At 46.6% G+C, this 17,870-nt stretch carries 18 protein-coding genes; 2 read left to right on the forward strand and 16 right to left on the reverse strand.

Annotated features, from left to right (window positions below):
* On the forward strand, positions 1 to 444 hold the full coding sequence (locus GTQ38_RS03310) for a GNAT family N-acetyltransferase (RefSeq protein ID WP_161433933.1): 444 nt from the start codon (positions 1 to 3) through the stop codon (positions 442 to 444).
* Here GTQ38_RS03310 and GTQ38_RS03315 read toward each other — a convergent pair.
* From GTQ38_RS03315 to GTQ38_RS03335, 5 genes are all read right to left on the reverse strand, one after another.
* Positions 430 to 687, reverse strand: a complete 258-nt coding sequence (locus GTQ38_RS03315; RefSeq protein ID WP_161433935.1) for a hypothetical protein — start codon at positions 685 to 687, stop codon at positions 430 to 432. The genes GTQ38_RS03310 and GTQ38_RS03315 overlap by 15 nt on opposite strands.
* Position 688: 1 nt before the next feature.
* Positions 689 to 2,221 (reverse strand): sodium:solute symporter family transporter, encoded by a 1,533-nt coding sequence (locus tag GTQ38_RS03320; protein ID WP_161433937.1) that lies wholly within the window; start codon positions 2,219 to 2,221, stop codon positions 689 to 691.
* A gap of 123 nt (positions 2,222 to 2,344) precedes the next feature.
* A complete protein-coding gene (locus GTQ38_RS03325; protein WP_161433939.1) occupies positions 2,345 to 3,823 on the reverse strand; it encodes an acyl-CoA synthetase in 1,479 nt (492 codons plus the stop codon).
* Between the two features lie 5 nt (positions 3,824 to 3,828).
* Positions 3,829 to 4,890 (reverse strand): Gfo/Idh/MocA family protein, encoded by a 1,062-nt coding sequence (locus tag GTQ38_RS03330; protein WP_161433941.1) that lies wholly within the window; start codon positions 4,888 to 4,890, stop codon positions 3,829 to 3,831.
* A gap of 80 nt (positions 4,891 to 4,970) precedes the next feature.
* Positions 4,971 to 5,492: a hypothetical protein gene (locus GTQ38_RS03335; protein WP_161433943.1), complete on the reverse strand. Its 522-nt coding sequence runs from the start codon at positions 5,490 to 5,492 to the stop codon at positions 4,971 to 4,973.
* Between the two features lie 96 nt (positions 5,493 to 5,588).
* Here GTQ38_RS03335 and GTQ38_RS03340 point away from each other — a divergent pair, with 96 nt between their 5' ends.
* On the forward strand, positions 5,589 to 7,121 hold the full coding sequence (locus GTQ38_RS03340; RefSeq protein WP_161433944.1) for a sulfatase family protein: 1,533 nt from the start codon (positions 5,589 to 5,591) through the stop codon (positions 7,119 to 7,121).
* An 8-nt stretch (positions 7,122 to 7,129) separates the two neighbouring features.
* Here GTQ38_RS03340 and GTQ38_RS03345 read toward each other — a convergent pair whose 3' ends face one another.
* The 11 genes from GTQ38_RS03345 to rnpA all read right to left on the reverse strand — a co-directional run bounded on the left by GTQ38_RS03345 (position 7,130) and on the right by rnpA (position 17,775).
* A complete protein-coding gene (locus GTQ38_RS03345) occupies positions 7,130 to 7,990 on the reverse strand; it encodes a fructosamine kinase family protein (protein WP_161433946.1) in 861 nt (286 codons plus the stop codon).
* A gap of 5 nt (positions 7,991 to 7,995) precedes the next feature.
* Entirely contained in the window at positions 7,996 to 8,964 is a 969-nt protein-coding gene (locus tag GTQ38_RS03350) for an MBL fold metallo-hydrolase (protein WP_161433948.1), read from the reverse strand.
* A gap of 9 nt (positions 8,965 to 8,973) precedes the next feature.
* Positions 8,974 to 9,741, reverse strand: a complete 768-nt coding sequence (locus tag GTQ38_RS03355; RefSeq protein WP_238857763.1) for an SDR family NAD(P)-dependent oxidoreductase — start codon at positions 9,739 to 9,741, stop codon at positions 8,974 to 8,976.
* Positions 9,742 to 9,754: 13 nt separating this feature from the next.
* Positions 9,755 to 10,651, reverse strand: a complete 897-nt coding sequence (locus GTQ38_RS03360) for an SMP-30/gluconolactonase/LRE family protein (protein WP_161433952.1) — start codon at positions 10,649 to 10,651, stop codon at positions 9,755 to 9,757.
* A gap of 9 nt (positions 10,652 to 10,660) precedes the next feature.
* Complete coding sequence (locus GTQ38_RS03365; protein ID WP_161433954.1) at positions 10,661 to 11,692, reverse strand: zinc-dependent alcohol dehydrogenase; 1,032 nt, start codon at positions 11,690 to 11,692, stop codon at positions 10,661 to 10,663.
* 14 nt (positions 11,693 to 11,706) lie between these two features.
* Complete coding sequence (locus tag GTQ38_RS03370; protein WP_161433956.1) at positions 11,707 to 12,636, reverse strand: transketolase family protein; 930 nt, start codon at positions 12,634 to 12,636, stop codon at positions 11,707 to 11,709.
* Position 12,637: 1 nt separating this feature from the next.
* Entirely contained in the window at positions 12,638 to 13,456 is an 819-nt protein-coding gene (locus GTQ38_RS03375) for a transketolase (protein ID WP_238857764.1), read from the reverse strand.
* 3 nt (positions 13,457 to 13,459) lie between these two features.
* Positions 13,460 to 14,593 (reverse strand): Gfo/Idh/MocA family protein, encoded by a 1,134-nt coding sequence (locus GTQ38_RS21170; protein ID WP_161433958.1) that lies wholly within the window; start codon positions 14,591 to 14,593, stop codon positions 13,460 to 13,462.
* Positions 14,594 to 14,596: 3 nt separating this feature from the next.
* Positions 14,597 to 15,646, reverse strand: a complete 1,050-nt coding sequence (locus GTQ38_RS03385; RefSeq protein ID WP_161433960.1) for a sugar phosphate isomerase/epimerase family protein — start codon at positions 15,644 to 15,646, stop codon at positions 14,597 to 14,599.
* 130 nt (positions 15,647 to 15,776) lie between these two features.
* Complete coding sequence (locus tag GTQ38_RS03390; RefSeq protein WP_161433962.1) at positions 15,777 to 17,405, reverse strand: S41 family peptidase; 1,629 nt, start codon at positions 17,403 to 17,405, stop codon at positions 15,777 to 15,779.
* Positions 17,386 to 17,775 carry a ribonuclease P protein component gene (rnpA, locus tag GTQ38_RS03395; RefSeq protein ID WP_161433963.1) on the reverse strand — a complete coding sequence of 130 codons (390 nt, stop codon included), beginning with the start codon at positions 17,773 to 17,775 and terminating at the stop codon, positions 17,386 to 17,388. The genes GTQ38_RS03390 and rnpA overlap by 20 nt, the downstream gene beginning before the upstream one ends.
* Positions 17,776 to 17,870: the final 95 nt, after the last annotated feature.

Here is a 17,870-nt window from a genome sequence, read left to right on the forward strand (position 1 = left end):
ATGAAGATTGAGATAAAAAGATTTGAAGAGCTTAATACAACGGAACTTTACGCGATTCTTAGATTGCGGAGTGAGGTATTTGTAGTGGAACAGAACTGTGTTTACCAGGACATAGATGCCAAAGATGAGAAAGCCTTACACCTTTTAGGGACTAATAAGGGAGAACTTGCAGCTTATACGCGAATCTTTAAGGCTGGAGACTACGCGGAAAAGGCCAGTATAGGCAGGGTAGTGGTAGACCCGGGGCATAGGGGACACGGTTATGGCTATGAGATTATGAAGGCCTCCCTGAAAGCTGTCAAGGAAAATATAAAGGAGGATGAAGTTGAAGTTTCTGCACAGACCTATCTAAAGGATTTTTACAATAGCCTGGGCTTTTCTGAAGTAGGGGAAGGTTACCTGGAAGATGGCATACCTCATATTAGAATGTTAGCTGCCCTTTGAGACCTTTTCAAAATTCTTCTCGAAATACTCTTTGGCTACCAACCATTGATCGTGATGGTCGTCAGGGTTTCTGGCGATCATATCCCCGACCTTAGGGCTGCCGTTTTCAATATCCGCTGCGGAAATGGAAACAAACTCAGACAATTCCTCTCCTTCAATATACGGCCGCATTTCTGCGATATCTACCCGGCGATATTTTTCGAATTCCGATGAGTTACTCATGGCTTTAAATTCGTACTGCAATTTAGGCTTTTTGTTCTGTATCAAATAAAAGGCCCAGGTGTTCGCTGTCCGGTTTGCGGTTATGGGTCAGTTTACTGACTAATACATAGGAGAATAAAGACATTAGAAAAGCGGGTATAATTTCGTGCACTTCTTCCATGGCTTCATATCGAAAGCGAATCCCAAAACGCCATATGATGTTGGTCAACATCCCTACGATCATAGAGACCAGAGCTCCCAGATCTGTTCCCCATTTTAGGTATAGTCCGCCAAAGATAGCCGGGAAAAAACTGGCGGCGAAGACGGCCCCGGCAAAAGCTGTTAACTCTACTATGCCGGCAATGGGAAATAAGGTAAAAGCGTAAACCAGGACACAGTAAAATGCCATAAACCATTTGGTCCGTGTGATTATTTTCTTTTCCTGCATAGGTCTCACAACATGCCAAAGGTCTTTCACAAAGGCGGTTCCAATGATAATGATTACCGAAGCCAGGGAAGACATTCCGGCAGCGAACAGTCCTGCCACACAAATCCCGCTTACCAGTTCATTGTCAAATTTATCCAACATAAAACCGATAACCTCGTCCGTATTCCGGATAAGATAAGTGGCTTCCTCACCGCTAGCCATGGCGTGAACAAGGGCGCCGAGACCCATTACACAAACCAGGGAGATACCTAAAAAAAAAGGGGTCCATATCATAGCAAAACGCATGCTCTTCGCATTGTCTATGGAGTAAAAGCGAATGAGGTTTTTGGGTTCGGAGATCTGCTTCATACCTATGGCAAGGCCTATCCCTAGTATGTAAAGAAAGGGTACCAATTGCCCAAAACTAACCAGGCCTTCTCCTATGGCGGCACCTGATGCGGTTTTATGATCTGTTTGCCTTAGGGTATCAAAGAGTTCCGTAACCCCACCCACATAAATAAATGGGATGGCCAGCATGAGGATTGCTACCCCAAACATAATAATGCCCTGTATGGCATCCGTCCACAAAACACTGTACATACCTCCCCATATGGTATAAGCGCAGGTGATGAACAGAATGGAAAAAGCCCCGTATTCATAGGGGATGTCCAGTACGGAACTCAGCACATGAGCGCAGCCTTTGGCTATACCCACCATATACCAGAGCGTAGCGAAGAGAATTATGGCTGCGGAAAGTACCCTGATGGTTTTTGCCAGCCTGCTTTTATATCTCAGGTGAAAATAATCAGGAATGGTAAAGGATCTGAGGCGTGCCGACTGAAAACGCATCCTCGGGCCCAGCAGTTGCCAGGAAATAATACAGAAAAAGGTCCAGATAAATCCCATCCAGGCCCAGGATAGGCCAAATTCAAAGGATTTTCCAGCCTGCCCGATATAGGTGTTTGTACTGGCTGAGGTTGAGAAAAATGCAAGGGAGATCACCCAACCGGGTATTTCTCTCTTCGCGATATAGTAGCCCTCTACGTCTTTTGCAGCCTTTTTTTTAAAGTACCAGCCGATAGCCAGGCACCCCAGTATATAAATGAGAATGAGGAGTAAGGTGAGATAGCGCTCTTTAAAATATTCCATATTTATTCAGCACCTTGATCTTTCTCCTCATTGAGATAGATCTTCCGTTTAAGTACCAGCCAGGCGTTGATGAAGATCAATACAAGGATCCCGAGATAGGGAAAAAAAGTTAGAAAATCCATATTAGAAAAATTGCTTTACAGCTTGTTTGGTAACTTTCCCCAGAACGTTCCTCGGGAGTTCTTCCCGGACCACATACTTTCGGGGTAACTGATATCCCGGAAGTTCTCCTTTTAGCCATTCGGTTATGGCATCGGTATCTACTGAGGGTTTTGTGCTTATCAAACATGCCGCTATCACTTCTCCCCATTCTTCATCAGGCAGGCCTACCACTGCGCAATCCTCAATTTCCTCATGCCGTCTTAGCACATCCTCAATCTGAAGAGCGGAGATCTTATATCCGCCAGATTTGATGATATCCACACTATTACGCCCGAGAATTTTGTATATACCATCATTGAATTCCGCCATATCTCCTGTTTTAAACCAGCCATCTTCGGTAAAAGCCTCTTTTGTGGCCTGTTCCTTTCTCCAGTAAGCTTTAAAAACACAAGGGCCTTTTACCTGGATCTCTCCGGGACTTCCGGAAGGGATTTCCTTCCCATTTGCATCAACAAGGCGTATTTCCACCCCGGGTAAAGGCTTACCTACATAACCGGGCCTGCGTTCGCCCCTATAGCTGTTAGAAAGGGCCATCCCGATCTCGGTCATCCCATAGCGTTCCAAGAGCACATGTCCTGTAATTGCCTGCCATTTTTCTAGCACCGGAACCGGAAGTGCGGCCGAACCAGAAACCATCAACCGTAAGTCTGAAACGGCCTTTGAAAGTTGCTTTTGTTCTTCTTCCGATGCCTTATCCCAATAAGAGATAAGTTTAAAATAGATCGTGGGCACGGCCATAAAAAGAGATAACCTTCCCGATGCCATGATATCCCAGACCTTATTTGCATCGAATTTTGGCAGAAACTCGCAACAAGCGCCAACCCAAAGCGCACAGCTCATAACGTTTATGATCCCGTGAACGTGGTGCAAGGGGAGTACGTTGAGGATATGATCATCCATTTCCCACTCCCAGGCATCTACCAAGGTTTTGATTTGGGACGAAATGTTATTATGGGTAGTTACCACCCCTTTTGGCTTGCTGGTGGTACCGCTGGTATAAAGGATCATGGCGTTACGCCCCGGGTTTATTTCAGGTAATGCGCCTCCAGATCCGCTTAAAACACTATCCAGATGAAGCAGTTTAACTGCTGTAGACTCTTGCAGTGGCTGAAGGAATTCGTAATAATTATCATGGGCGATAACGTATTCCGCCTCTGTGTCTTCCAGAACGTATTGGATTGAAGGCAAGGGGTGTAATACACAGAGCGGAACAGCTATGCCACCTGCATTCCAGATGCCCCACTGGACTACCGTATATTCCGGGGAAGGTGGTATGAGAAATGCGATTCTGGATTCATAAAGGTCTGCTCTTCCATTCAGTAGCTGAGATGCTACAATGTGTGCGGTATCCAGAAGTTCACCATAGGAAAGGGAGCTGCTATCGGAGCGCAATGCGGTGCGTTCCTTAAAATTGTCAGCCCTTTCTAGTAATGGTATCATAGAACCTAAAGGATGACGGTTTTGTTCGTTTTGAAGGATTCGTCTGCAGCCAGCACGATTTTAAGGCTGTTAACGGCATCATTGAGATGATTGGTAAGATCCAGGTCTTCTGAAATTGCCTTTAAAAAATATTGTTGTTCCAAAAGGCATAAACCATCGTGATCCGGTTCATCAGAGGTGTTGATAAGTTCATCATTGTACTTGAAATTACCCTCCTGGTCCAATTCGCTGTGATGCAATAACAGGCCTCCGGTTTTGGTGTGGCCTTCAATATCGTCTGAATCCCCTTTGGCATCTTCAGCAATGGAAACACAGCCTTTGGGGCCCATAACGTCCTTAATAAAAAAAGAAGTCTCACTGATCATGGGTCCCCAGGCGGCTTCGTACCAACCAACGGAACCGTCTTCAAAACGCACCTGCAGTTGTCCGTAATTGTACATTTCCTCAGCTATCTCATCGGAAAGCCGGGCACCTATAGCGCTTACACTGACCGGGTTGGAACGGGTCATCAAACACATAATATCCACGTAGTGAACACCACAGTCTACTATAGGAGACATGGAATTCATTAACTGCTTATGGGTGTACCATTGTCCGCCGGAACTTTGCTGGTTGAGATTCATCCGCATAACCAGGGGTTTGCCCAGGCCCTGGGCAACTTCAACAAATTTAGCCCAGGCAGGATGTACCCTTAGAATGTACCCAACGACCATTTTTTTCCCTTTTTCCATGGACAGATCTACCAGGCTCTGGGCGTCTTCCACGGTAAGGGCAAGTGGTTTTTCCACAAAAACATGCGCACCGGCTTCCAGGCTTTTTCTGATATAAGTTGCATGGGTATCCGGATAAGTATTGATGGAAACTGCATCGGGTTTCGCTTCGGCAAGGGCGGTATCGAAGTCCTGAAAAGTGGGCTGCCCACCGAGTTCCTTGGAAAGTCGCTCCCTGCTTTCTGGTTTACGACTGACGAGCCCGGCAATCTCAAAGCCATCCAATTGATGATAAGCCCGGGCATGACTGGTCCCCATGTTTCCACACCCCACTACTAAAACGCGTATTTTTTTCATTTTATAAAGTTCTTATTCAGCTGGTTTACTGATTGCTATAATGTTATAAGTTCACTTTTTACCTATGCTCAATTCAGCGGTCAACCAAGTCGGGCCAATACCTTGTTCGCCTTGGATGCTACAGATTTTCGCTTGTCCTTTTTGAGGCGATTAAGATGAGGTAACACGAAACTTTTGAGTTTTTCCTCCCCTTCGGCCCATTGACCCAGGGTCTCCATAGTCATATTCAATACGATCCAGTCATCCTGGCTGGCGATATTTCGCTTCAGAAGCCCTGTTGCCTTCTTTTTTTGGGAATCGTTGAGTTCTTTTTCCAGCATTAAGAACAACTGTGCAAGCGTCCATTGGGTAGAAGCCTGGTCTATAAGGGCGATTTCATCCAGAAAACGGTCAATATAAGGAACTAATAACGATTTATTCGCCTTACAAATGCGTTTCATGGCGTTGGAAACCCTTAGGCGAACCACTTTATCTTTACTAAAGTAGGTATTGAAGAGCAAATCGAACTTTGAAGGATCTGCCAAAATCATTTCAACAACCTGAACGGTATTGCCCAGGGAATTCGGATGTCCTCCACTTAACAGATGCTCTATTTCTTCCATGGGGTTTTAGGCCTAAGGATATCAAAGCTACAAAATATAGGTTTCGCCTAATAGGGCTTAAGACAAATTATTATCTTGTAGATCATTCACTTAGAAATGCGTCCTCTAATACAATTTAAGTTGTTCTTCCTTGCCTTCTTGCTCTTTCTTGCCGCAGATCTGGCTGAAAGCGAACCTGCACCAAAAAATCAGGAACCAGTAAATATTGTGTTTATGATCGCGGATGACTGGTCTTATCCGCATGCAGGCGTCTATGGTGATGAGGTGGTGCGTACTCCTACGTTCGACAAGCTGGCCAGGGAAGGGGTATTATTTGAGAATGCCTTTTGCGCGGCACCCTCCTGCTCGCCTTCCAGAGCGGCTATCCTTAGCGGAAGATATCCTCATCAGCTGGAAGATGCGGGCAATCTTTGGTCCATCATTTCCAACAGGCACCCAAACTGGGTAAGCAGGCTTCAGCAGGCAGGCTACCATACCGGTAAGAGTCGGAAAGGATGGGGTCCCGGAGATTATGAAAGAGGAGGATATGAACACAATCCTGCGGGAAAAGACTATACGGATATTGATGCATTCCTAAAAGAAAGGTCCCCGGGACAACCCTTTTGTTACTGGTTTGGAAGTAACGACCCGCATAGGGATTACGATACCAATTCCGGCATTAAGACCGGCATGGATCCTATGGCGGTTGAGGTGCCAGGCTTTTTGCCTGACCTGAAATGTGTTCGAAATGATATTTTGGATTATTATTTCGAGGTGGAACGCTTTGACCGGGAATGCGGTAACATCATCAATTCCTTAAAGGAAAAAGGGCTATTGGACAATACGATGGTGGTCATGACCAGCGACAACGGCATGCCCTTTCCCAGGGCAAAGGCTAATCTCTATGACTACGGCACCAGAATGCCTCTGGTCATCTACTGGAAGGGCAAGGTGATTTCAGGAATCAAAGTAGCGTCCATGGTAAATCTTATAGATCTGGCACCTACCTTCCTGGAAGCGGCCGGGCTTGAAATACCAGATGAGATCTCTGGCCGGAGTCTACTTTCAGAGATGGCCGGCAAGACCTCTTCAAAACAAAGGGATACGGTTTTCCTGGAAAGGGAAAGGCACGCCAACGTCAGAAAGGGAAACCAGAGCTACCCATGTCGGGCAGTCAGAACAAAAGATTATTTGTATATCCGAAATTTTGAACCTGACCGATGGCCGGCTGGCGATCCGGAAACCTTTCAATCTGTCGGGCAGTTTGGAGATATTGACAATTCGATTTCCAAATTTCTGATAATGCGGGCAGGCGCCTCAGGAAAGGGGGATTATTATAATCTGGCCTTTGGCAAAAGACCCGGGGAGGAGTTATACATACTCTCAGAAGACCCCTATAATCTCAGGAATATGGCAGCGAAACCAGAGTATGAGGCAATTGTAAAAAAATTGAGATCATCTCTGGTGCATTGGATGCGGACCACCGCAGATAGGCGTTTGGAAGATCCTCAAACTACTTTTTGGGATGAGGTGGAATACACGCCGGATTACCAGTTTGAAAATTTTGACCTGCAAAAAGAGATCTCCGAATACCGAATGCTAAAAAAGAAAGGCAGCAATTCCTACGAAGCGATTCCCTGTATGGAATAAACCTCCTGTCAAAAATACTTCTTCAGTATCCCGGCCACCGAATGATAGTACGATCGCCCGAAAAGATTGAGATGCACCAGCAGATAGTACAATTGATACAGATCCTGTCTTTGGGCCTGCCCTTCTTTTAAAGCATGTATCTCATGGTATCCCTGGTAAAATTCCGGACCGAAGCCTCCAAAAAGCCTGCTCATAGCCAGGTCTACTTCACCGTGACCGTAATAGACGGAAGGATCTATCAGATAAGGCACCCCATCTTCGGATATTAAATAATTACCACTCCAAAGATCACCGTGGATCAGTACTGGTGAAATGCCCCCAAGCAGTCTCTCCAGGGCGGATCGCATACGGTCTTCAGAAGGTATTTCACGCTCAGACAGCAAGTTATGATCTCTTGCCATATTCAATTGGGGCATCAGCCGTTCACCGAGGTAGAAGGCAACCCAGTCTTTTGATTTTTTGTTTGATTGTGGCAACCTCCCAATAAAGTTGTCCGTATCCCACCCAAAGAATTTAGAAGGGGTGAGATGCAGTTTGGCAAGTTGAGTTCCAAAAAGCCGCATTTCTGAAGCCTCAGGCCTTTTTGCCTGGATGTATTCCAGGATCAGAAAAGCATATTCGTCAGACAGTCCAAATCCCATGACCTCCGGAGTCGCGACGGTACCACTCTCCTTAATAGCCTCCAATCCGGCTCGTTCAGAAGACAGCACTTGATTTCCGTTGTCTCCGGGCATGAGCTTGCAAAAAAAGCGGTTTGTCGCGGTTTCCAGGCCATACGCTGTAGCAATATCGCCTCCGGAAACGGGGAAAACAGACTTGATCCGGGTGCCGAGCTGAAATTCGAGCTGCTGCCTGAGGTTCGCATCCATCGTGATCAGAGTGTTATTCGTTGTTTGAATTGCGCGATACCGAAGCCATTCTCCATGACCATTTTTGCTTCAGGACTCTCTGAATCTAACAATGGATTGGTATGATTAAAGTGGATAAAAAATACCTTTTCTTTTTCCTTTGGTTCCAGTTCTTTAAAAAGATCAAGACTTTCTGATACGAGTGGATGAGGAATCTCACTGATATCCCTGTGGCCTACCTCTTCAGTACTAAAAAAGGTGGCATCCAGAAAGGCGTAGTCCACCTCAGAGATCAATTTAATGATGTCCTGATCCCAGCGGCTCCATTTGTCGATATCCGGGATAAAAAGTACGCTTTTCTCCGACCCTTTAATACGATATCCTACGGTTTCCGAATACTCATCCCTATGGGGTACGGTAAAAGGGGTTACGGAGAGGTTAGGGCCCAATACAATGGTTTCCCGGTCTTGCAGGGCTTGGATTTTGATATTACCCCTGCTAACTAACTGGCTCCAGGGCCCGTTGTTTTTGAGGAAGTTTTGCATTCTCGGCATGGCAAATACCTTGGCCCCGTTGGTATTGGCTGCTTCCATTCCAAAGAACTGTAGTCCGGAATAGTGGCCAATATGGGCATGGGTAAGAAAAATACCATTGGGGATCTCGTTCAGAGCAATTGGCGCATCTTCTTTTAGAACTCTTAGTTGCAGCCCGATATCCGGGGTAGCCTCAAACAAATAGGACTTCCCAAACTCGGGATCCACCAATGCCAGCGAAACCGCCTTTCGGGTTTCATCCGGATCCAAAAAAAGATCTTTACAGCAATCGCGCGTGCATCCCAATTGAGGGGAACCAGCATCCTGAACCGTTCCCAAAACCTGAATATAGGGGGAAGCCGTACTGGGTATAAGGGTAAAATGGGAGTTTTGAACGGTCTTTTCCGTCTTTTCTTTACAGCAAAACAGGCATAAAATAAGTAATAGCTTGAGGAACCTCATCTCCGATATTTAATCCAGATCTCCCGGGTAGCGCCCTACAACGGTCCATCCACCATCCACTACAATGGTTTGCCCATTGATATGTGCGGCTTCTTTTGATAACAGGAACAGGCAGGTGTTCGCGATGTCCTCTGGCTTACCTACAACTCCCCGGGGCACCAACTTCGCCCATGCCCCAGCGTAATCGGGTTCTTCCAGTTCCGTCCGCTCGGTAAGCGTAGCCCCGGGAGCAATGACGTTAATGGTGATCTCATGCGGTGCCAGGGCGAGCACCAGGTTGCGGGCCATCATCCGCAAGGCTGCCTTGGTCATGGAATACGCGGTGAGGTTAGGATAGCTCTTGATCCCGGTTATGGAAGACATCAGAACTATTCTCCCACCTTCATTTTGCTGTTTCATTACAGGCACGGTCTTTTGGACCAGGAAAAAAGCACCTTGCAAATTCAGGTTGACCACCCGCTGGAAGTTCTCTTCCGTAAACTCGAAAAAATCACCGAAAAGTGTCATCCCGGCATTGGGAATGACAAAGTCAATCCTCTTGAAATTGGAAAGCGTAAATGCTACAAGTTCCTCTATTACCTTCAAATTGCCGGCATCACCCCCAAAAAACAAACACTTTCCTTTGGATCTCTCTCTCAGGGCCTGAACAGACCTTTCGCCCTGCTCCGCGTCAATGTCGTTCAAAACAACATGAACACCCTGGCCCAAAAGCTGATCGACTATGGCGAAACCTATACCCGTACCCGCTCCGGTTACGATAGCAACTTTGTCTTGCAATCCTGAATACAATCTAGTGATCTTTAAAAAAGTTGGTTTTTAAGCCCGAAACTCCGGTCTTGAAGGCAAAGAGTCCTCCACTATCCGGAAATTGTGCCAGCTGTTCCCGGGTTAAACCACTTCTGGCAGTTGTAATATACAACATATTCAGTTCCGGTCCGGCAAAACAGCAGGAAGTTACATGAGGGGCATTTACAGCAATACGTTCCAGCACTTTTCCGCTTAACGGATCCCATCTGCGAACGCATGCTCCTCCCCAGTGTGCGATCCACAACTTTCCTTCGGAATCTATGGTCATCCCGTCCGGGCCACCATACGCATCAGGGATCTTAAAAAGAACGCGTTCATTGGTAATAGAGCTGTTGGAAAGCTCGTAATCATAGGCTCTCACATAGTAATCCCCGGTATCGATATAGTAAAAAGTACTGCGATCGGGAGACCAGGCCATTCCGTTGGAAATGGTTGTGCCCGGTATTTGCAGGGAGGAATTAAGAGCAGGGGTCACCCTGTAGAAATTGCCTTTTCCGGCCTGGAGTTCCTTATGCATGGTACCCACCCAGAAGTTGCCGTTAGGATCGCACTTCCCATCATTGAAACGCAGTTCCGCATCCTCGTTTTCCAGGACCCCCAGGCGATCAATGGTGCTTTTGCCAAAGTGAAAAACCGCCAGACCGGTTTCCAGGGCCAACAACATATTTCCATTATCTGTCGGGACTGCTGCTCCAAGCATTTCATCAAAATGCCATTGTTGATTTGAATTATCCGAAGGATTGTGGGCATGAAGAGTGCCCTGTTCTATATCTACCCAGTAAAGAACTTGATTGCGCTGGTCCCAGACGGGTCCTTCGCCGAGAATTGCCTCCGCACCAAAAACGAGGCTTGCCTTATGATGGTTGAGTTCGGATGCCATTGGGTTGAATTAATCCGGATACAACAATACTTTTAAAGATTTCTTTTGCTCCAGTAGGTCAAAACCGGTTTTCCATTCATCCAGGCTGAAACGATGTGTAATCACATCTTCAAGTTTAATTTTACCTTCATTAATAATTGAAATTGCCCTGTCCCAGGTAGCCCTGGTATATCCAACCGAACCTTTGATATGCAATTGGCGAAAGGCGGAAAGATCAAAAGGAAGCACAACACTTTTCCCGAAATGACCTACCTGTATGTACTGGCCCAGAGGCCTCAGTGCGTTTAGGCAATTAGATGCGGAAGCCTGGGCGCCGGCTGTTTCAAAAGCCACATCAACCCCCCGGCCTGCGGTTTCTTCCTGTACAACTTCAAGAAGATCCTCATTTTCCACAATTACGGTTCTAAAAGCGCCGTAATTTTCAGCGATCCTGAGCCGCTCCTGGTCTTCACTCGTACCTGCTACAATGGTTTTGATGCCCATGGCGACCAGCATTTTCAGGCACAGCAGACCAATAGGGCCCGGACCCGAAAGCAGGACGGTGTCCCCATAAGTAACCCTGGCTATTTCCGCTACCGCATGAACGGCAACAGCAAATGGTTCCACCAGGGCAGAGACATCATCGCTGACATGTTCCGCGGTAAAATACAGTTGATCCGGCCTAACGGAAACATATTTTGTAAAAGCGCCGTTAACCCCATGCCCCATACCGCGACGGATCCGGCAAAACATGAATTCCCCGTTGTTACAATACTCACAATTGCCGCAGGAGACAGCGATCGCGCCCAAAACAGAAAAGCGAGAACCAATATCAATACCTTTAAGCGCCGGGTCTTTGTCTACCACCTTTCCTGAGAATTCATGTCCCAGAATGACCGGCGGATAGTTTTTAAAAGTGTCGTGAAATACGTGCAGGTCTGTACCACAAATTCCACAGGAATTGACCTCCAGAATTACCTTCCCGGAATCTGTTTCCGGATCGGGCATATCCTGCAGCCGAACATTTCCTGCTCCCTTCTGGTATTTAACTAGCGCTTTCATTCTTTTTAGTTGTTTTAACGCAGTATTTCTAGTGAGGCCTTTACAATATTCCCGGCCCGCAGGCCGTATTTGTCCAAAAGTTCGTCACTTTGTCCGGATTCTCCAAAAACATCCTGAACTCCTACTCTCCGTAAAGCACAGGGATGGTTTTCACCCAGTACCGCCGCGATGGCCTCGCCCAATCCGCCAATGATCGAATGTTCTTCAGCGGTTACTACAGCGTTCGTTTTTCTTGCGGAGCTAATGACAGCTGTGGAGTCTAAGGGTTTAATAGTATGGAAATGGATCACCTCCGCGGAATAACCCAGACCTGCAAGCTCATTAGCCGCTTTCAATCCCTCACTGACCATTATGCCGGTTGTAGCTATGGTAATGTCCGAGCCTTCGCGTAATACTTTTGCCTTACCTATTTCAAAGGAGTTGTGAATTTGAGGAACAACAGGGTATTTGTCTCTTCCAAACCTGAGGTAGACAGGGCCTTGCATTTTAGCCGCTGCCAGAGTCGCCATACGGGCCTCTTCATAGTCGCCGGGAACTATTACTGTCATATTGGGAAGGGTACGGGCCATGGCGATATCTTCGTTGGATTGATGGGACGCTCCATCACCACCGGTACTTATACCACAATGTGTTACTCCTATTTTGACATTGAGATTCGGATAGGCAATACTACTCCGCATCTGGTCTCCGGCTCTGCAGGTTGCAAATACTCCAAAAGTGGAAGCGAATGGGACAAAACCCTCCAGTGCAAGTCCTGCGGCTGCGGAAAGCATATTTTGTTCCTGAACCCCACAATTGAAAAAACGCTCGGGAAATACGGCTTCAAACTTTTCCGTAAGTGTGGCCTTGGCAACGTCCGCGTCCAGCACCACCACTTTCTCGTTTTCTTTCCCTAAGGCTATCAGAGCGTCCGCGTACCCCAGCCGTGTTTGTTTGTATTCCATCCTACTGAAGTTCTAGTAAAGCATTATCACGTTCCTTCCGGGCCGGGGGTTTTCCATGCCATTCCGCCTGGCCTTCCATAAAGCTCACCCCTTTTCCCTTTGTGGTATTCGCAATGATCATTACCGGTTTGTCTATGGTTTTCGCCTTTTCTACCGTTTCAATGATGGCCTGAAAGTCGTGCCCGTCTATTTCAAAAACCTCCCAGCCAAAACTTTCCCATTTTGGGACCAAAGGATCCAGTGGCATAACGTTCTCTGAATATCCATCCGTTTGCAGGTAATTACGGTCTACAAAACCAATGATATTGTCCAGTTTGTATTTGTTTGCGAACATCGCGGCTTCCCAGACCTGGCCCTCCTGTATTTCACCGTCGCCGCAAAGAATATAGTAGTAATGCTTTTTCCCTTTCAGTTTGGCACCCAAAGCCATTCCAACTCCTGTAGAAATGCCAATACCCAGCGTTCCGGTAGAAGCATCTATGCCCGGGGTTTTAGGTTGGTAGGGATGGCCCTGAAGATGAGAGCCGGGCCTTCTGAAAGTGAGGAGGTCTCCTTTTGGGAAATATCCCAAATCAGCCAGGACCGCGTATATCACCGGAGTACAATGCCCCTTTGAAAGTATGAATCTGTCGCGATCTTCCCAGTCCGGATTTTTCGGATCAATCCGCATACAATGATAGTACAACGCCGTCAGTATATCTGCAGCTCCCAGGCTGCCGCCAACATGGCCGGAATTTGCCCTGTAAACCATCTCCACGATCTCCCTTCGTATTTCCCTGGCCTTTTTTTCCAAAGTGGTTATTTGTTTGTCCGCTATCATATTTTAATCATCTATTCCTATGGGAATCCATTTTTCTTTTTGAGCTGAAGTGACAACACTATCCAGGACTTCCTGGCATTTTAGTCCGTCATAAAAGTTGGGGGTAACCGCTTTTTTAAGGGAAATACCTTCTATGAGTTCCGAAAACTGATGTACAAAAGTGTGTTCCCAACCCAGGATATGACCTGGAGGCCACCAGGCCTCGAGGTAGGGGTGAGATCTATCCGTCACCAGAATGTTTCGGAAACCCTGTTTGTCTGGATTATCACCGGCGGAAAAGTACTGTAGTTCATTCAATCGCTCCAAATTGAAGAGCAGGCTTCCCCCACTGCCAAAAATCTCTATTCTAAGGTGATTTTTAAAGCCGTTGGCGAAGCGTGTCGCATTGAAAGTCCCCAATGCGCCCTGGCGAAACCTGGCGAGAAAAAGTGTGGCATCATCCGCGCTAACTTTAGCTTTTTCGTTCCCTTTACCTGTTGGCCTTTCTTTGATGAATACTTCCTGCACTCCGCTTACTGCCTCAAACTCTCCTATCAGGTGCCTGGCCAGGTCAACAATATGGGCATTCATATCCCCGTGTGCTCCGGAACCGGTTTCCTTAACATTGTGCCGCCAGACATAAGGGAACTCAGGATCTGTAAGCCAATCCTGATAGTAAACCGCGTTAAAGTGATATACCCTTCCGATATCTCCTTCTGAGATCATCTTTTTTGCCAGCGCCAGCGCCGGCACATAGCGATAATTGAAGATCATCATGTGAATTATTCCGGCGGCTTCAGCGGCTTCATGCATTTCCCTGGCTTCACGGGTATTGAGCGCCATTGGCTTTTCACAAAGCAGATTTTTTCCCTGCTTTGCGGCTTCCATAACGATGGGATGATGTAAGTGATTCGGGGTGCAAATGTCTATCAGATCAATCTCATCGTTGGCTACTACTTTACGCCAATCCGTCTCTGTTTTGGACCAACCAAATTGTTCTGAAAATTCATTGGCTTTTTCCCGGTTTCTGGAACAGGCGGTGTGCAAAACCGGATTTGCGCTGGTATCAAAAAACCGGGGTAATTGGTTATAGGCATTGGCATGGGCTTTTCCCATAAACTGCGTCCCTATAATTCCTATGTTTACCGTTTTAGACACTACTTAAGGTTCTTCTGAGAGCCCCAATAACTCATTGTTCAGTTGGGAATCGGTTTCACTTCCGGCAAAGTCGTCAAAAGCGCGATCTGTTAGTTCGATCATATGCCTGCTGATAAATTCGGCACCTTCTGTGGCGCCCTGTTCCGGGCTTTTTATACAGCATTCCCATTCCATTATGGCCCAGCCTTCATATCCGGCGGCGGTGAGCATACTAAAGATCCTGCTGTAGTTGATCTCACCATCCCCAAGGGATCTGAAGCGGCCAGCCCTTTGTTTCCAATCCAGATATCCTCCGTAAACACCGGTCATACCATCCGGAACGAATTCCGCGTCTTTCACGTGAAAGGCCTTAATTCTATCCTTGAAGATCTTTATAAAATCAAGATAATCCAGTTGTTGCAATAGAAAGTGGCTGGCGTCATAAGTAAGGCATGCAGCCGGATGTTCATCTGTTTTGTCCAGGAACTTTTGATAGGTTGCGCCATCAAACAAATCAGAACCGGGGTGCAGCTCATAACCGAAGGTAATTCCAGCCTCCGAAGCCTGGTTAAGCAGGGGAAGCCAACGTGCAACCAATTCGTCAAAAGCATCTTCAATAAGACCAGGAGATCTTTGTGGCCAGGGGTAAATGTAGGGCCAGGCCAGTCCGCCAGACATTACAGAAATATTGGTAGTGCCTAAATGAGCGGAAGCCCTGATAGTTTTTTGAAGTTCAGCTGTGGCCCATCGTACACATTCTTGTCCCTTCAGGCCTTTGGGATAGAAGCCTTGAAATAACTTTTGATAGGCAGGGTGCATGGCCAAAACCTGACCTTGGAGATAGGAGGCCAGTTCTATAAGCTCAAGTCCCTCATCTCGGAGTGACCCTTTAATTTCGTCGCAATAAGCTTTGGATTCAGCGGCCAGATCCAGGTTGAACAATCGGGGATCCCAGCTTGGGACCTGTACTCCCTTGTACCCCAGATCTGAGGCCCATTTTGCCATGGAAACAAGAGAGTTAAAGGGAGCATCATCTCCCACAAATTGCGCTAAAAAGATCCCGGGTCCCTTCATGACATTTTTTCCATACTGAGCAAGATAGCATGAAGTTAGGAATTTACTCTATACTATTTTATCAGAAGGTAAACCAAATTGGTATCAGCCCTGTTTAAAAGGGCTTCGGCCTATTGGGAAGGGGTAGGAGCTACCTCAGAATTTCTGAATATCTGGAACTATCTTTCAAAATCGCGGACGCTGTCATGATAGCCTCGTCGTGGTCCAGATAATAATCGTACAAACCCTGCCTGTAGAAATAACGCTTGAGGATCTCATCTTCCAGATTCTTCTGAATCTCTTTTTGATGCTTGTCCAGTGCGCTTAGCTTGGTCTTGTTGATCTCAACCAACAGGCTCTTGTAACTTTCGTGCAAATCCGATCCGAAAATGGCTTTGTCCTCACCGTACATTGCCTCCTTTAAAGCGCGCTCAGCTTTGGTTTCAAAGTCAAAATTACTCTGAGATACAAAGGTCTTGAAATCACTAAAGTCCGAATCTGAAAAATTAAAGGACCCAACGTCTGACAACTTGTGACCATAATAATACTGTGTTGCGAAATCAAAGATCACGTGATTGTTTAGCAAAGCACGTGTTAGCACATTGGTTCTGGCTTCAGCCACCTCTACATCCGGCATCACTCCCCCGCCGTCCTGGACTTTTCGTCCGTTTCTGGTGGTAAAGTCCTTAAAGCGGGTATTCCTTACGGCATTACCCTGCTCGTCCCGGTTCCAGTAATCGAGCGCCTGAATACATCTGCCCGAAGCCGTATAATACCTGGAAATAGTAACTTTTAGCTGTGTGCCGTAGGTAAGCCTTAAAGGCCTTTGTACCAGACCTTTCCCAAAGCTCCTGGCTCCTATGATCACCGCGCGGTCCAGGTCCTGAAGGCTGCCGGAAACGATTTCACTCGCGGAAGCACTTCCTCCGTTGACAAGTACCACTAAGGGGATCTCCTCATCCACTGCCTTATTCCTGGTCTTGTATTCCCTGTTAAACTTTTTAACCTTGGATTTTGTGGTAACGATAAGCTCTCCCTTGGGAACAAAAAGGTTGGTAACGTTGATGGCCTCTGACAACAAGCCGCCGGGATTGCCCCGAAGGTCCAGTATGATCTTTTCAGCACCCTGACCTTTAAGGTCGATCAGGGCCGACTTGGTTTGGGAGGATGCCTTGGCATTGAACTTAGACAAAACTATATAACCGGTATTAGGACCTACCATTTTGTAGTAGGGTACGGCATCTACCTCTATGGCTTCGCGCTTTATGGTGGTGGTCTTGGTTTCTCCCTGTCTCAGGAAAGTCACATCCACACTGGTATTGTTGGCGCCTTTCAAAAGCTCACTGGCATCGTCTTTAAAGTCGGAAATGGTAATATCCCCTATCTTGATGATCTCGTCTCCTGCCTTGAGACCTGCCTGGTCCGCAGGATAACCCTGGTAGGGCTCTACAATGAGCAGTTTTTCATTATAGGAGCGGACCAGTGCCCCTATTCCCGAATATTCACCGGCATTGTTGATCTTATAAGCCTCAACATCCTGTTCATTGAGGAATTTGGTGTATGGGTCCAGATCTTCTAGCATGTTTTTAATGGCTGTGTCCATGAGCTCTGCCGGATTGGTCTCATCCACATAATTCATATTGAGCTCTTTGAAAAGCGTGGTGAAAATTTCGATTTGCTTGGCAATCTCGAAAAAATCGCTTTTAAAGCTACTTCCTGCGATGAGCAGGACAACGGCAAAAACCGGGATCAATATCTTTTTACGGGTCAATTTGTGCATGGCCTTCTTTGCTTAAGAATTTTTGAATAACGCCTGACATACTCTTCTCTAGCTGCCGGTATGACGGCATTTCTTTTCCAATATATAAAAATAGAAACGCAAAGTTTCCCTCTATGTTGTTAAAAAAACGGTGTTTGTTCAGCCTGTAATTTTCCCTTAATAACCTTTTGATACGGTTCCGTTTTACGGCGCTTTTGAACTTTTTTTTAGGAACGGAAACTCCGGCGCGAATAGCAACGGGGCCGGGATCTGATAATTTGAGGTAAACGAGACGCAAAGGGTATACTGTAATGCTTTGCCCATTTAAGAACAACTCCCCGATAAGCTTTTTGCTTTTCAGTTTCTCACTTTTGGGAAAGGTAAAGCGCATAAAGATCAAAATTAGCAAATATAATGAGACCCTTGCGTATGACAATTGTCATTTAAAATCGGGAAAAACCGGTCTACCTTGCTCTTTAGCTAATT

The sequence above is a fragment of the Poritiphilus flavus genome, from assembly GCF_009901585.1.
Taxonomy (GTDB): domain Bacteria; phylum Bacteroidota; class Bacteroidia; order Flavobacteriales; family Flavobacteriaceae; genus Poritiphilus; species Poritiphilus flavus.

What these genes read in the sequence shown, in the direction of transcription:
- GTQ38_RS03310 (WP_161433933.1), top strand. Translation starts at nt 1, where the DNA reads ATGAAGATTGAGATAAAAAGATTTGAAGAGCTTAATACAACGGAACTT.
- GTQ38_RS03320 (WP_161433937.1), bottom strand. Translation starts at nt 2,221, where the DNA reads ATGGAATATTTTAAAGAGCGCTATCTCACCTTACTCCTCATTCTCATT.
- GTQ38_RS03325 (WP_161433939.1), bottom strand. Translation starts at nt 3,823, where the DNA reads ATGATACCATTACTAGAAAGGGCTGACAATTTTAAGGAACGCACCGCA.
- GTQ38_RS03330 (WP_161433941.1), bottom strand. Translation starts at nt 4,890, where the DNA reads ATGAAAAAAATACGCGTTTTAGTAGTGGGGTGTGGAAACATGGGGACC.
- GTQ38_RS03335 (WP_161433943.1), bottom strand. Translation starts at nt 5,492, where the DNA reads ATGGAAGAAATAGAGCATCTGTTAAGTGGAGGACATCCGAATTCCCTG.
- GTQ38_RS03340 (WP_161433944.1), top strand. Translation starts at nt 5,589, where the DNA reads ATGCGTCCTCTAATACAATTTAAGTTGTTCTTCCTTGCCTTCTTGCTC.
- GTQ38_RS03345 (WP_161433946.1), bottom strand. Translation starts at nt 7,990, where the DNA reads ATGGATGCGAACCTCAGGCAGCAGCTCGAATTTCAGCTCGGCACCCGG.
- GTQ38_RS03350 (WP_161433948.1), bottom strand. Translation starts at nt 8,964, where the DNA reads ATGAGGTTCCTCAAGCTATTACTTATTTTATGCCTGTTTTGCTGTAAA.
- GTQ38_RS03360 (WP_161433952.1), bottom strand. Translation starts at nt 10,651, where the DNA reads ATGGCATCCGAACTCAACCATCATAAGGCAAGCCTCGTTTTTGGTGCG.
- GTQ38_RS03365 (WP_161433954.1), bottom strand. Translation starts at nt 11,692, where the DNA reads ATGAAAGCGCTAGTTAAATACCAGAAGGGAGCAGGAAATGTTCGGCTG.
- GTQ38_RS03370 (WP_161433956.1), bottom strand. Translation starts at nt 12,636, where the DNA reads ATGGAATACAAACAAACACGGCTGGGGTACGCGGACGCTCTGATAGCC.
- GTQ38_RS03375 (WP_238857764.1), bottom strand. Translation starts at nt 13,456, where the DNA reads ATGATAGCGGACAAACAAATAACCACTTTGGAAAAAAAGGCCAGGGAA.
- GTQ38_RS03385 (WP_161433960.1), bottom strand. Translation starts at nt 15,646, where the DNA reads ATGAAGGGACCCGGGATCTTTTTAGCGCAATTTGTGGGAGATGATGCT.
- GTQ38_RS03390 (WP_161433962.1), bottom strand. Translation starts at nt 17,405, where the DNA reads ATGCACAAATTGACCCGTAAAAAGATATTGATCCCGGTTTTTGCCGTT.
- rnpA (WP_161433963.1), bottom strand. Translation starts at nt 17,775, where the DNA reads ATGCGCTTTACCTTTCCCAAAAGTGAGAAACTGAAAAGCAAAAAGCTT.